This window comes from Klebsiella planticola ATCC 33531 (genome assembly GCF_000735435.1).
Lineage (GTDB): Bacteria > Pseudomonadota > Gammaproteobacteria > Enterobacterales > Enterobacteriaceae > Klebsiella > Klebsiella planticola.
Window position 1 is genome coordinate 147,888 of sequence record NZ_JMPP01000067.1, and the last position, 13,517, is coordinate 161,404.

A 13,517-nucleotide genomic window follows, 5' to 3' on the forward strand; every position below is an offset into this window, starting at 1 on the left:
CATCTTACCAGGGACGGCAGTACACATAACAACAATCACCTGCAACTGTACCGGAGTCTTTTATGAACATGCGAACCCTGTCCCTCGCCGCGCTCACCGTGCTCGACGTTCCGCCACCGGAACAGGTGCGGATCGCGGCACAAACCGGCTTTACTCATGTCGGCCTGCGTCTGCTCCCTGCCACGCCGACCGATCCTGATTACGATATGCTCGGCGATACCGCGACCGTTCGCGCAACCCTCTCTGCGCTGATGGAGACCGGTATTCGCGTATCAGATGTCGAAATCGTCCGTCTGACGAGCGACTTTTCGCTTAATGCCCGCCTGGAAAGCTTTCTGGAAACCGCCGCGCGCCTGGGCGCCCGTCAGGTGCTGGTGGCCGGCAACGATAACCACCTGACCCGCAGCGCTGAAAATCTTGCCGCGCTCGCCGAAGCCGGCCGGGGGTATGGCTTAACCATGAATCTGGAGCCGATGCCGTGGACCCAGCTACGCACTATCGCTGACGCCAGGCGGCTGATGTCCGCCAGCGGGCGGGCGGACATCGGGATTCTGATCGACGCCATCCACTTCTGGCGCGCGGGAGAGTCGCTCTCCAGCCTCGCCGACCTGCCGCCAGCGTGCCTCAACTATATGCAGCTGTGCGACGCCCCGGCGCAGATTCCCGATAACGAACAGGAACTGATCCACCAGGCCCGCGCCGCGCGGAAAGTACCGGGCGAAGGCGGGCTGGATCTGCATGGTCTGATGTCAGCGCTGCCGACAACGCTGCCGGTATCGCTGGAAGTCCCGTTAAGCGGCGCCCAGGGCGCTCTGCCCGCCCTCAACCGCGCGCAGTTGCTGTTCAATGCCGCGCAGTCTTACCTGCGCCCCTGCGCATAAGGAAAACCCTATGACTCAGATCCAACGCCTGGATGTCAGAGAGTTAATCAACGGTAATCCGCTTAGCCGTTTCCAGAAACTGGTGGTTTTCTTAGGCTTTTGCGTGATTGCCCTCGACGGTTTTGATATTGCGATTATGGGGTTTATCGCCCCGACGCTGAAGCATGAATGGGGGGTAACCAACTACGAGCTCGGCTTCGTCATCAGCGCGGCGCTGATTGGCCTGGCGCTGGGGGCGATCCTCTCAGGCCCGCTAGCCGACTGGCTGGGGCGAAAGAAAATCATCGTCAACAGCGTCTTTTTCTTTGGCTTCTGGACCATCGTTACCGCCTTCTCGCAGAACATCGAACAGATGATTTTTTTCCGTTTTATGACCGGACTGGGGCTCGGTGCGGCGATGCCCAATATCGGCACGCTGGTATCGGAGTATGCCCCCGAGCGCCAGCGCTCATTTCTGATTACGGTGATTTTTTGCGGCTTTACCTTTGGCGCAGCGGCAGGCGGCTTTTCTGCCTCATGGCTAATCCCGCGTTTTGGCTGGCATTCGCTGATGGCGCTCGGCGGGATTCTTCCGCTGCTGTTCGCGCCGTTACTTATCTGGCTGCTGCCGGAGTCGGTGCGCTTTCTGGTGGTTAAACGCGCGCCGGCGGCACGTATCCGGGCGATATTACAACGCCTCTATCCGGGGCAAATCGCGGATAACGCTGAATTCACGCTCCCGGCGCAGCCCGTCAACGCCAACACCATGCGCCTTGTCCTCTCGCGCCACTACCGCCTCGGCTCGCTGATGTTATGGCTGGTCTATTTTATGGGCCTGTTTCTGGTTTATATCCTCGGCAGCTGGCTGCCGACGCTGGTCAAAGAGGTTGGGCTGACCGTCAGTCAGGCGGCGGTGATGACGGCGATTTATCAGGCCGGCGGCACCGTAGGCTCTCTGTTCGCTGGCTGGCTAATGGATCGCATCAATCCCCATCGGGCGCTGGGGCTGATTTATGCCATCGGCGGCCTGTTTACGATGGCCATGGGCTATGCCGCCGCCAGTTTTGCGCTGTTGTGCCTACTGGCCTTCGTCAGCGGCGCTTGCCTGAACGGCGCGAATACCGGCATGAATGCGCTCTCCGCCCGCTATTATCCGACCCAGGCGCGCGCGACCGGCTCCAGCTGGATGCACGGCGTCGGCCGAATGGGCGCCATCCTCAGCGCCTTTGCCGGCGCGGAAATGATGGCGCTGAATCTCAGCTTCGAAAACGTCTTTTTAATCCTTGGGATCCCGGCGGCATTAACCGTCGTCGGTCTGGTGGTGAAGGGGCTGTTTGCCAGCGATGCCGAAACGGCCTCCCCTGCCCCTTCCCCCACGCTGAGGAGTCTGTCGTGAGCAAAATACGTCTTGCCGTCATTGGCGCGGGCGCCATCGGACGCAAACATATTGCGGTAATTCGCGCTAACCCACGGGCTGAGCTGGTCGCGCTGGCCGATCCTTCACCCCAGGCGCAGGCGCTGGCGCAATCGCTGGATATCCCAGGGTTTGACAGCGTTGAAGCCCTGCTGGACGCGGTCCAGCCGCAGGGGGTGATTAACGCCACGCCCAATATTCTGCACCTGCCCTGTGCTCTGGCCTGCATCGAACGCGGGATCCCGGTGCTGGTCGAAAAGCCCGTCGCCGACTCGCCGCAACGCGCCAGGGAACTGGTCGATGCCGCTGCTCGCCATCAGGTTGCGGTGCTGGTAGGGCACCACCGGCGGCATAACGCGCTGATCGCCGCGGCGAAGACAGCGATCGACAGCGGCGAACTCGGGCAAATCGTCACCGTCTCCGCGCACTGGGTACTGCAAAAGCCGGATGAGTATTTTGACATTGCCTGGCGACGCGAGCCCGGCGCGGGACCGCTGCTGGTCAATCTGGTCCATGATATTGACCTGATGCGCTATCTGTTTGGCGAAATCGACCAGGTGCAGGCCTTTACCTCCCATGCCGTACGCCGCTTCGCCAATGAAGACAGCGCGGTGGTAAACCTGCGGTTCGCCAGCGGGGCATTAGGTAGCGCGGTACTCACCGATTGCGGCGTAGGCCCGTGGAGCTGGGAGATGAACTCAGGAGAAAATGCGATCTACGCCCATGCGCCGGAAAACTGCTATCTGATTTCCGGTACCGGCGGCGCGCTGGCGATCCCGCAGATGCAGCGGTGGCGCTATGGCGAAGCGCGCGGCTGGCTCCACCCGCTGCTGAGTGACAGGCTTCACGTCGAGGCTATCGATCCCTTCATGCTGCAGCTTGACCACTTTTTGCAGGTCATCACGGGCGAGGAGAAACCGCTGATCGATGCTGCCGATGCGCTGCGCTCACTGGAGATCGTTGCCGCCATTCAGTGGGCGGCAGGCCAGACGACCGGATCCGCATAAACAGATGTCGGCGCAATACCGCATTGCGCCGACTTTCCTGCTATCTTTACTACGGAAGAAAAAGAAAAATAAGTTTCATTTAAACACAAAATGAAATTACATCGCTCGTTACCTCAGCGGTTTCACCCGCACTATCACACATCCCTGGCCAGAAACACCAATAAAAGCAGGGTTAATCATCTCATTTAATACGCTTTTTAGCCAAATCGTCACTTTTCAGAGGCACACTCGACGGTGAGGATAATCTTGATAATTTTTCGATCCTTCTCTCATAAATAAAAATTTAATTTCATATAATATAAAAAATGAAATAAACATTTTTAAATTTACCTTGTCACTCCTCAGGCGACAGTTTCATCGTCAGGCGTGGCGCCAGGGTCCTGTCCCGCTTCCTGGAGCAGGGAGCGATTTTCATCAGACATCCGTACTTTGTATCAAGGAGAACACCATGTTAAACGGCATGAAACCCCTGTCTCGCTCCCTGCGCTGGGGAATGGTCGGCGGCGGATCCACCAGCCAGATCGGCTACAGCCACCGCTCAGCCGCGCTGCGTGACAATGTCTTTACCTTGCTGGCCGGCGCTTTTGATATTGATGCCGAACGCGGACGTCAGTTTGGTGAACAGCTCGGGATCGCGCCGGGGCGCTGCTATGCCGATTATCAAACGCTGTTCCGCGAAGAGGCGCTGCGCCCTGACGGTATTGAAGTGGTGTCGGTAACCACGCCGAACAATACCCACTTCGCCATTACCAAAGCGGCGCTGGAAGCCGGACTGCACGTCATCTGCGAAAAACCACTTTGCTTTACCGCCGCGGAAGCCCAGGAGCTGCGGGAGCTGAGCATCAAGCATAACAAAATCGTCGGCGTCACCTACGGCTATGCCGGGTATCAGATGATTCAGCAGGCGCGCCAGATGATTGCCGACGGGCTGCTCGGACAGATTCGAATTATCAATATGCAGTTTGCCCACGGTTTTCATAATGAAGCCGTCGAGCTGCAGGCGGAGTCAACCCGCTGGCGCGTTACGCCGAAGTATGCCGGGCCAAGCTACGTGCTGGGCGACCTGGCAACGCATCCGCTCTTTGTGGCCGAAACGATGGCGCCGCATCTCAACATTCGCCGTCTGATGTGTTCCCGCCAGAGTTTCGTTGCATCGCGCGCACCGCTGGAAGATAACGCGTTTGTGCTGATGGAATACGATAACGGCGCCGTGGGCTCAATGTGGACCAGCGCGGTCAATAGCGGCGCCATGCACTCGCAGAAGGTGCGGATCGTCGGTGAGAAAGCCAGCATCGAGTGGTGGGATGAGCATCCTAACCAGCTCAGCTACGAGGTACAAGGTGAGCCGGCGCGGGTACTTGAGCGCGGCATGCCCTATCTCAGCGCCGCGGCCCTGGCAGACGATCGTATCGGCGGCGGCCACCCGGAGGGACTGTTTGAAGCGTGGGCAAACCTCTACCGGCGCTATGCGATAGCCATCGATGCGATGGATCGGGGCGATCGCGCGTTTCTGGAGAGCTTCTGGTACCCGGACGTTGAAGCAGGTCTGCACGGCGTCTACTGGGTAGAGCAATGCGTGAAATCCGCCGACGCCGGCAGCCAATGGGTTGACTTTAATTTACAATAAATGCCATCAACCAGTGGGGCCTTCTCCACTGGTTTCTTTGTTTTCCCCGCGTTTACCTCATCATGCAACACAGCGGTAATATCTGTTAAACAAACATTTATTTACGCTTCTGCCTGCCACCACTACACTAGTCGCAGTTTTTAGATTGAGGTGGTAATGAACGACAATAAAATGACGCCAGGTGAACTGCGCGCGACCTGGGGTCTGGGGACCGTATTCTCGCTGCGTATGCTCGGCATGTTTATGGTTCTGCCGGTTTTGACCACCTATGGCATGGCGTTACAGGGCGCCAGCGAAGCGCTGATTGGCCTGGCTATTGGTATCTATGGTCTGGCTCAGGCCGTATTCCAGATTCCCTTCGGCCTGCTTTCCGACCGTATTGGTCGTAAACCGCTGATTGTCGGCGGCCTGTTAATCTTCGTTATCGGTAGCGTCATCGCCGCGCTCAGCGACTCCATCTGGGGCATCATTCTTGGGCGCGCGCTGCAGGGTTCCGGCGCCATTGCCGCAGCGGTCATGGCGCTCCTCTCCGATTTAACCCGCGAACAGAACCGTACGAAGGCGATGGCCTTTATCGGCGTCAGTTTTGGCGTTACTTTTGCCATCGCCATGGTGCTGGGGCCGATTATTACTCACCAGCTCGGCCTGCATGCGCTGTTCTGGATGATCGCCATCCTCGCGACGATCGGTATCCTGCTGACCCTGTGGGTGGTGCCCAACAGCCATAATCACGTGCTGAACCGTGAATCAGGGATGGTCAAAGGCTGCTTTAGCAAAGTGCTTGCTGAGCCGAAACTACTGAAGCTCAACTTCGGCATTATGTGCCTGCATATCATGCTGATGTCCACCTTTGTTGCCCTGCCTGGGCAGCTGGAAGCCGCCGGTTTCCCCGCCGCCGAGCACTGGAAAATTTACCTGGTCACCATGCTGATTTCGTTTGTTTCGGTGGTGCCGTTTATCATCTATGCCGAAGTGAAGCGCAAGATGAAACACGTGTTCCTGTTCTGCGTCGCGCTGCTGCTGGTGGCCGAAATCGTCCTGTGGGGCGCAGGCGGCTATTTCTGGGAACTGGTCGCCGGCGTTCAGCTGTTCTTCCTCGCCTTTAACCTGCTGGAAGCCCTGCTCCCCTCTTTAATCAGTAAAGAGTCGCCGGCGGGCTATAAAGGTACCGCGATGGGCATCTATTCGACCAGCCAGTTCCTTGGCGTGGCGATTGGCGGCGCGCTGGGAGGCTGGGTAGACGGCTTCTTTGATTCGCAAACCGTATTCTTGCTTGGCGCGCTGCTGGCGATGCTGTGGCTGCTGGTTGCCGGGACGATGAGCGAACCGCCGTACGTCAGCAGCCTGCGGGTTGAAATTCCCGGTGATGTGGTGGCCGATAGCGCGCTGCAGGAGCGTCTGCAGAGCACCGATGGGGTAAAACAGGTTCTGGTGGTGCCCGACGAACGGTCGGTGTATATCAAAATCGACAGCAAGGTGACCAACCGCTTCGAAATTGAGCAGGCCATCAAAGGGGTATAAAAAAAGCGGGGAAATCCCCGCTTTTTTATTGGCCGACCTTTGCAGATGATACGCCAGCAGCCCCGACTTAGTCGCGGAAGTTTTTGAACTGGAACGGCTGTCCCAGGTCGCCACCGCGCACCAGCGCCATCACCGCCTGCAGATCGTCGCGCGCTTTACCGGTGACGCGAATCTCTTCGCCCTGAATTTGCGCCTGCACCTTCAGCTTGCTGTCTTTGATCAGCTTGACGATTTTTTTCTGCGTCGCGCTCTCAATCCCCTGCTTCAGCTTCGCATCGACAAACCAGGTTTTCCCGCTGTGTACGAACTCATCCGGCACTTCGATAGAACTGCCTTCAATGCCGCGTTTTAACAGCTTCGCACGCAGAATATCCAGCAGCTGGTTAATCTGGAAATCAGATTCGCTGAGGACCTTGATGGTCTCGTTTTTTTCGTTCAGTTCGAAGCTCGCTTCAACGTTACGAAAATCAAAACGCGACTCCACTTCACGGGTCGCATTCTCTACGGCGTTTCGAACTTCCTGAAGATCGACTTCAGAGACAATATCGAAAGATGGCATCTTTTCCTCTCCTTCTGTTTCTTTTGCGTTGCATAATACCCGCAACGCGACATAACTCAACTGGTTATCCCGCAAGCATAGCCGATGTTCCGATGCTCAATGCACGCCAGGCCACCGAGGCGTGGGCTGCAGCCGGCAGCGCAACGAGTATATACTTTAGCTATAAATGCCTGGGGTAGTCGCAGGTGAGGAGGAAGAATGAAAGTAACCGTACTCGGATGCGGTGCGCTGGGGCAGCTATGGCTAACCGCGTTATGCAAACACGGACACGATGTCCAGGGCTGGTTACGCGTCCCACAACCCTTTTGTAGCGTCAATCTGATCGAGACTGACGGGACGATTTTTAATGAGTCGTTAACCGCCAACGATCCTGACTTTCTCGCCAGCAGCGACCTGCTGCTGGTGACGCTAAAAGCCTGGCAGGTCTCCAACGCGGTAAAAAATCTGGCGCAAACTCTCCCCGCCTCGTCGCCGATCCTGCTTATCCATAACGGGATGGGGACCGTCGATGAACTGAAAGGCGTGCAGCAGCCGCTGCTGCTGGGCTCGACAACCCAGGCCGCACGCCGCGACGGCAACGTCATTGTGCACGTCGCCAACGGCACGACGCATATCGGCCCGGCGAAAGACTATCCGCAGGATTACAGCGACCTTGCCGATACCCTGCAAAGGGTCCTGCCGGACGTCGCCTGGCACAATAATATCCGCCCGGCAACGTGGAGCAAGCTGGCGGTTAACTGCGTGATTAACCCGCTGACGGCGCTGAAAGAGTGCCACAACGGCGATTTGCGCGACTATCCGCAGGAAGTTGAGGTCATCTGCCGGGAGGTCGCTGCGGTCATGGAGCGCGAAGGTATTCATACTTCACCGGAAAACCTGTTATTTTATGTCCATCAGGTAATTGAAAGTACGGCAGAAAATATCTCTTCGATGTTGCAGGATATCCGCGCGCAGCGTCGTACGGAAATCGACTATATCACCGGTTTTCTACTGAAGCGCGCCCGCGCTCACGGCCTTGCCGTACCGGAAAACGCCCGTTTGTTTGAACTGGTAAAGCGTAAGGAGAATGAATATGAGCGCGTCGGCACTGATTTGCCTCGCCCCTGGTAGCGAAGAGACCGAAGCGGTCACCACAATGGATTTACTGGTCCGCGGCGGCGTGCAGGTCACCACGGCCAGCGTCGCCAGCGATGGCGGCCTGACTATCGTCTGCTCGCGAGGCGTCAAGCTGCTGGCGGATGCGCCGCTGGTAGAGGTCGCCGACGGCGATTATGACATTATCGTCCTTCCCGGTGGGATAAAAGGCGCGGAGTATTTCCGCGACAGCCCGCTGCTGGTGGAAACGGTCCGCCAGTTTCATCTTTCCGGACGCATTGTCGCCGCCATCTGCGCGGCGGCGGCGACCGTACTGGTGCCGCATAACCTTTTCCCCATCGGCAATATGACCGGTTTTCCGGCCCTTAAGGATCGCATCCCTGAAGAGCAGTGGCAGGACAAGCGCGTGGTCTGGGACCCGCGGGTCAACCTGCTCACCAGCCAGGGGCCAGGAACATCCATTGATTTTGCGCTCAAAATGATCGACCTGCTGGTCGGGCGTGAAAAAGCCCATGAGGTTGCGTCACAGCTGGTGATGGCGGCGGGAATTTATAACTACTACGAAGCCTGATTTGGCGAAACGGTCGCCCGGATAAGGCAGGAGCGCCGCTATCCGGGATGACCGTGATTGTTCGCGGTTTACGGGCGGTAAACCTTCACGTTCTCAAAGCCCTGCTCACGCAGGTACAGCGCCTGCAGACGGCTCATCACGCCGCGTTCGCACCACAGCAGCCAGGTTTTGCTCTGGTCGAGATTGCCGAACTGGGTGCTCAGCTTGTAGAACGGTAATGACACAACGTCAACGCCTTCAACCTTCAGCGGCTTTTCATCCTGTTCGTCTACGGAACGAATATCCAGAATGACGTCGTTCGGGCTAAAGCCGGTCACGGTTTCAACTTCCACCACTTCCTGCTGAGTCTGCTGGGCGATATCGCGAATATCCACGTTATTCGCTTCCGCCACCACTTTATCGAGGATGCTAAAGTCGAAGTTCTCTTCTTCTGCTTCAATCTTCGCCTTCACCGCTTTCACGGTCGGGCTCTTCGAAATCACGCCGCAATACTCCGGCATGGTGCGGGCAAAATCTTCGGTACCGATTTCACGGGCCAGGTCGATGATGTGCTCTTTATCGTGCGAAATCAGCGGACGCAGAATCAGGGTGTCGGAGACATTGTCAATCAGACGCAGGTTGGTCAGAGTCTGGCTGGACACCTGGCCCAGCGCTTCGCCGGTCACCAGCGCCTGCACGCCATAGCGCTCGGCTACTTTCGACGCCGCACGGATCATCATGCGCTTCAGCACCACGCCCATCTGGCCATCGTCGACTTTTTCGAGGATCTCCCCCACGACCGGTTCGAAGTTAATCGCCACGAAACGAACGCGGTGCGAGCTGCCGAAGCGGTTCCACAGGTAGTGCGCCACCTGACGAACGCCAATTTCATGCGCCGCGCCGCCAAGATTAAAGAAGCAGTAGTGCACGCGACAACCGCGACGCATCAGCATGTAGCTGGAAACTCCGGAGTCGAAGCCGCCGGAAATCAGCGACAGCACATCTTCCTGAGTGCCGATCGGGAAACCACCGATCCCTTCGTAGCGCCCTTTTACCAGCAGCAGACGATCGTTTTCAATTTCCAGATTGACCGTAATATCCGGGTCAGTCAGCTTCACGCGCGCCGTTTCGATATGCTGGTTCAGGCCACCGCCGACGTAGCGTTCCACTTCGATAGAGGTAAACTCATGCTTGCCGCGACGTTTTACGCGCACGCAGAAGGTTTTGCCTTCCAGCGCTTCACGCCACAGCGGCAACGTTTTCTCAAAAATATCGTGCAGTGAGGTAAACGGGACGTCTTCGACTTCCAGAATATGGTGGATACCCGGGATTCGGGTCAGCGCATCGCGAATAATCGGACGCTGATTTTCGTCTTTCGCGCGAACTTCGATATGATCCCAATGACGAACGACGGCAAGCGTCTCATCATAGTTTTTGAGAACGTTACGAATGTTCCCGGTTAAGATCTTAATGAAGCGCAATCTCACGGATTGGCTTTTGATGGTGATTTCCGGGAACAATTTAATGATAAACTTCATGGCGACAATAGTTCGTTGGCAAGCCCGACGGGGCTTTAAGCAAAAGTTGTACTGCAGTGCACCGCGGTGCCTGCATCCAGGGAGCGCAGTATATCACCATTGAGTACATTGCGCCTCGCATTGCGCGTTTTACATAAAATCATTCAGGATGCTCCCGCGCGACGGGGGCATAACCCACTTGCCAGCCACCCGTTTGCGCGCTTTCGGCAACGATTCCGCGAAAGGATGAGGTGTATATTTGCTTAACCACGTGACTTCGTTACCATATTGGTGTCGCGACATTACAAGAGTCTATATTCACTATGCCAAAGAAAAATGAGGCCCCGGCCAGCTTTGAAACCGCCCTGGGCGAGCTGGAGCAGATTGTTAATCGTCTGGAAAGCGGCGCGCTGCCGTTAGAAGAGGCGCTCAGCGAATTTGAGCGCGGCGTACAGCTGGCGCGCCAGGGGCAGGCCCGATTGCAGCAGGCCGAACAGCGCGTCCAGATTCTGCTGGCCGACAGCGAGGATAGCCCGCTGACGCCGTTGACACCGGATGCTGAATAAATGGACTTCTCGCAACAATTACACGCTTGCGTTGAGCAGGCCAACGACGCGCTACGCCGTTTCCTCGCTCCGCTGCCTTTTCAGAACACTCCACTGGTTGAAGCCATGCAGTACGGCGCACTATTAGGCGGAAAACGCCTGCGTCCGTTCCTCGTCTATGCCACCGGCGAAATGTTCGGCGTCAGCCGGACAACGCTGGACGCGCCGGCCGCCGCCGTCGAATGCATCCATGCTTACTCTCTGATGCATGACGATCTGCCCGCTATGGACGACGACGATCTGCGCCGCGGTCTGCCGACCTGCCACATTAAATTTGGCGAAGCGAACGCAATTCTTGCCGGAGATGCCCTACAAACGCTGGCATTTTCTATACTGAGTGATGCGCCGATGCCTGAAGTGCCGGACAGCGATCGTCTGGCGATGGTTTCGACGCTGGCTCACGCCAGCGGCGTCGCCGGAATGTGCGGCGGACAGGCGCTGGATCTGGAAGCCGAAGGTCATCAGGTTGACCTGCAGGCGCTGGAGCGGATTCATCGCCACAAAACCGGCGCGCTGATCTGCGCCGCGGTGCGCATGGGCGCGCTGAGCGCAGGTGAACGCGGCCGCGCGGCCCTGCCGGCGCTCGATCGCTTTGCGCAAAATATCGGTCTCGCCTTCCAGGTCCAGGATGACATTCTTGACGTGGTAGGGGATACTGCGACCCTTGGCAAACGTCAGGGAGCTGACCAGCAGCTAGGCAAAAGTACCTATCCTGCGCTTCTGGGACTTGAACAAGCGCGTAAAAAAGCGCATGACCTGATTGAAGACGCCCGTCAGTCGCTGAGTGAGCTGGCCGCGCAATCTCTGGATACTACGGCACTGGAAGCGCTCGCGAATTACATAATTCAGCGCGATAAATAAACAATAAGAGTCTCTGATGAGTTTTGATATTGCCAAATACCCGACCCTGGCACTGGTGGATTCCACCCAGGAGTTGCGTTTGTTGCCGAAAGACAGCCTGCCGAAACTGTGCGACGAACTCCGGCGCTACCTGCTGGACAGCGTCAGCCGTTCCAGCGGGCATTTTGCCTCCGGCCTCGGCACGGTCGAACTGACCGTGGCGCTTCACTACGTCTATAACACGCCTTTTGACCGTTTAATTTGGGACGTGGGCCACCAGGCCTACCCGCATAAAATTCTGACCGGGCGCCGCGATAAAATCGGCACCATTCGTCAGAAAGGCGGGCTGCATCCGTTCCCGTGGCGCGGCGAAAGCGAATATGACGTTCTGAGCGTCGGCCACTCATCAACCTCCATTTCTGCGGGTATCGGAGTGGCGATTGCCGCGGCGAAAGAAGACAAACAGCGGCGTGCGGTCTGCGTCATTGGCGACGGTGCCATTACCGCAGGTATGGCGTTTGAGGCGATGAACCATGCGGGCGATATCAAACCCGATCTGCTGGTGGTGCTGAACGACAACGAAATGTCGATCTCCGAAAATGTCGGCGCGCTGAATAATCATCTGGCGCAGCTGCTCTCCGGAAAACTGTACTCTACGCTGCGCGAAGGCGGTAAAAAGGTCTTCTCTGGCGTGCCGCCGATTAAAGAGCTGCTCAAACGTACCGAAGAACATCTCAAAGGGATGGTCGTTCCCGGAACTCTGTTTGAAGAGCTGGGCTTTAACTACATCGGCCCGGTGGACGGTCACGATGTACTCGGTCTGGTCAATACGCTGAAAAATATGCGCGACCTGAAAGGGCCGCAGTTCCTGCATATTATGACCAAAAAAGGTCGCGGCTATGAGCCGGCGGAAAAAGACCCGATTACCTTCCACGCGGTGCCGAAATTTGACCATACCAGCGGAGTCCTGCCGAAAAGCAGCGGCGGCCTGCCCTCCTACTCGAAAATTTTTGGCGACTGGCTGTGCGAAACCGCGGCGAAAGACAGCAAGCTGATGGCCGTTACGCCGGCTATGCGCGAAGGCTCGGGCATGGTCGAGTTTTCCAGAAAATACCCTGACCAGTATTTCGATGTGGCGATTGCGGAACAGCACGCGGTGACGTTCGCCGCCGGCCTGGCGATCGGCGACTACAAGCCGGTGGTGGCCATCTACTCCACCTTCTTGCAGCGCGCCTACGATCAGCTGATCCACGATGTCGCTATCCAGAAGCTGCCGGTTCTGTTTGCCATCGACCGCGCGGGAATCGTCGGCGCCGACGGACAAACGCACCAGGGTGCATTCGATCTCTCCTTCCTGCGCTGTATCCCGGATATGGTGATCATGACGCCGAGCGACGAAAACGAGTGCCGTCAGATGCTCTACACCGGCTATCACTACAATGAAGGGCCGAGCGCGGTTCGCTACCCGCGCGGTACCGGCACCGGCGCCACGCTGGAGCCGCTGGCTTCACTGCCGATCGGCAAAGGCGTGGTGAAACGCACGGGCGAAAAGGTGGCGATACTCAACTTCGGCACTCTGCTGCCGGAAGCGGCGCAGGTGGCAGACAAGCTCAACGCCACGCTGGTCGATATGCGTTTTGTCAAACCCCTTGATGATGCGCTTATTTTGCAGCTTGCCGCCGACCACGATGTGCTGGTAACTGTGGAAGAGAATGCCATTATGGGCGGCGCGGGTAGCGGCGTGAATGAGCTGCTGATGGCCCATCGCCGTGTGGTTCCGGTGCTGAATATCGGCCTGCCGGACTTCTTTATTCCCCAGGGAACCCAGGAAGAAGTGCGCGCCGACCTCGGCCTTGATGCCGCCGGTATCGAAGCCAAAATCACCGCCTGGCTGGTCTGAATCCTCTCCGCTAACGGCGCCT

General features: G+C 57.4%; 12 protein-coding genes. 10 read left to right on the forward strand and 2 right to left on the reverse strand.

Translation table 11 applies throughout. From position 1 onward, the window contains the following. Positions 1-62 precede the first annotated feature (62 nt). The 5 genes from GRPL_RS01525 to GRPL_RS01505 all read left to right on the forward strand — a co-directional run bounded on the left by GRPL_RS01525 (position 63) and on the right by GRPL_RS01505 (position 6,429). Positions 63-881 carry a sugar phosphate isomerase/epimerase family protein gene (locus tag GRPL_RS01525; protein WP_032700691.1) on the forward strand — a complete coding sequence of 273 codons (819 nt, stop codon included), beginning with the start codon at positions 63-65 and terminating at the stop codon, positions 879-881. A gap of 10 nt (positions 882-891) precedes the next feature. Beyond that, a complete protein-coding gene (locus GRPL_RS01520; protein WP_032700692.1) occupies positions 892-2,256 on the forward strand; it encodes an MFS transporter in 1,365 nt (454 codons plus the stop codon). Beyond that, the gene (locus GRPL_RS01515) at positions 2,253-3,281 is read left to right on the forward strand and encodes a Gfo/Idh/MocA family protein (protein WP_032700693.1); all 1,029 of its coding nucleotides are present in this window, start codon (positions 2,253-2,255) and stop codon (positions 3,279-3,281) included. Before GRPL_RS01520 ends, GRPL_RS01515 begins: the two co-directional genes overlap by 4 nt. A 448-nt stretch (positions 3,282-3,729) precedes the next feature. Continuing rightward, complete coding sequence (locus GRPL_RS01510) at positions 3,730-4,908, forward strand: Gfo/Idh/MocA family protein (protein ID WP_032696548.1); 1,179 nt, start codon at positions 3,730-3,732, stop codon at positions 4,906-4,908. A 156-nt stretch (positions 4,909-5,064) separates the two neighbouring features. Then, the gene (locus GRPL_RS01505) at positions 5,065-6,429 is read left to right on the forward strand and encodes an MFS transporter (RefSeq protein WP_032696549.1); all 1,365 of its coding nucleotides are present in this window, start codon (positions 5,065-5,067) and stop codon (positions 6,427-6,429) included. Positions 6,430-6,496: 67 nt separating this feature from the next. On the opposite strand, the gene GRPL_RS01500 is transcribed toward GRPL_RS01505, so the two are convergent. After that, the gene (locus GRPL_RS01500; protein WP_004858653.1) at positions 6,497-6,988 is read right to left on the reverse strand and encodes a YajQ family cyclic di-GMP-binding protein; all 492 of its coding nucleotides are present in this window, start codon (positions 6,986-6,988) and stop codon (positions 6,497-6,499) included. 198 nt (positions 6,989-7,186) lie between these two features. On the opposite strand from GRPL_RS01500, the gene panE reads away from it, so the two are divergent. Next, positions 7,187-8,098 (forward strand): 2-dehydropantoate 2-reductase, encoded by a 912-nt coding sequence (gene panE, locus GRPL_RS01495; protein ID WP_032689254.1) that lies wholly within the window; start codon positions 7,187-7,189, stop codon positions 8,096-8,098. Further along, positions 8,061-8,654 carry a protein deglycase YajL gene (yajL, locus tag GRPL_RS01490; protein ID WP_032696551.1) on the forward strand — a complete coding sequence of 198 codons (594 nt, stop codon included), beginning with the start codon at positions 8,061-8,063 and terminating at the stop codon, positions 8,652-8,654. The genes panE and yajL overlap by 38 nt, the downstream gene beginning before the upstream one ends. 68 nt (positions 8,655-8,722) lie before the next feature. On the opposite strand, the gene thiI is transcribed toward yajL, so the two are convergent. After that, on the reverse strand, positions 8,723-10,171 hold the full coding sequence (gene thiI, locus GRPL_RS01485) for a tRNA uracil 4-sulfurtransferase ThiI (RefSeq protein ID WP_032689256.1): 1,449 nt from the start codon (positions 10,169-10,171) through the stop codon (positions 8,723-8,725). A 302-nt stretch (positions 10,172-10,473) separates the two neighbouring features. Here thiI and xseB point away from each other — a divergent pair, with 302 nt between their 5' ends. From xseB to dxs, 3 genes are read left to right on the forward strand one after another with little or no spacing between them, the layout of a single operon-like run. Then, positions 10,474-10,716, forward strand: a complete 243-nt coding sequence (gene xseB, locus GRPL_RS01480; protein WP_032689257.1) for an exodeoxyribonuclease VII small subunit — start codon at positions 10,474-10,476, stop codon at positions 10,714-10,716. Next, positions 10,717-11,616 carry a (2E,6E)-farnesyl diphosphate synthase gene (gene ispA, locus GRPL_RS01475; protein WP_032689258.1) on the forward strand — a complete coding sequence of 300 codons (900 nt, stop codon included), beginning with the start codon at positions 10,717-10,719 and terminating at the stop codon, positions 11,614-11,616. Positions 11,617-11,632: 16 nt separating this feature from the next. Further along, entirely contained in the window at positions 11,633-13,495 is a 1,863-nt protein-coding gene (gene dxs, locus GRPL_RS01470; protein ID WP_032689259.1) for a 1-deoxy-D-xylulose-5-phosphate synthase, read from the forward strand. Positions 13,496-13,517 lie beyond the last annotated feature (22 nt).

Bases quoted from the DNA above. Each gene is read 5' to 3' on its own strand.
- dxs (WP_032689259.1), top strand. From the start codon at position 11,633: ATGAGTTTTGATATTGCCAAATACCCGACCCTGGCACTGGTGGATTCC.
- GRPL_RS01505 (WP_032696549.1), top strand. From the start codon at position 5,065: ATGAACGACAATAAAATGACGCCAGGTGAACTGCGCGCGACCTGGGGT.
- xseB (WP_032689257.1), top strand. From the start codon at position 10,474: ATGCCAAAGAAAAATGAGGCCCCGGCCAGCTTTGAAACCGCCCTGGGC.
- GRPL_RS01525 (WP_032700691.1), top strand. From the start codon at position 63: ATGAACATGCGAACCCTGTCCCTCGCCGCGCTCACCGTGCTCGACGTT.
- GRPL_RS01520 (WP_032700692.1), top strand. From the start codon at position 892: ATGACTCAGATCCAACGCCTGGATGTCAGAGAGTTAATCAACGGTAAT.
- thiI (WP_032689256.1), bottom strand. From the start codon at position 10,171: ATGAAGTTTATCATTAAATTGTTCCCGGAAATCACCATCAAAAGCCAA.
- GRPL_RS01510 (WP_032696548.1), top strand. From the start codon at position 3,730: ATGTTAAACGGCATGAAACCCCTGTCTCGCTCCCTGCGCTGGGGAATG.
- yajL (WP_032696551.1), top strand. From the start codon at position 8,061: ATGAGCGCGTCGGCACTGATTTGCCTCGCCCCTGGTAGCGAAGAGACC.
- GRPL_RS01500 (WP_004858653.1), bottom strand. From the start codon at position 6,988: ATGCCATCTTTCGATATTGTCTCTGAAGTCGATCTTCAGGAAGTTCGA.
- ispA (WP_032689258.1), top strand. From the start codon at position 10,717: ATGGACTTCTCGCAACAATTACACGCTTGCGTTGAGCAGGCCAACGAC.
- panE (WP_032689254.1), top strand. From the start codon at position 7,187: ATGAAAGTAACCGTACTCGGATGCGGTGCGCTGGGGCAGCTATGGCTA.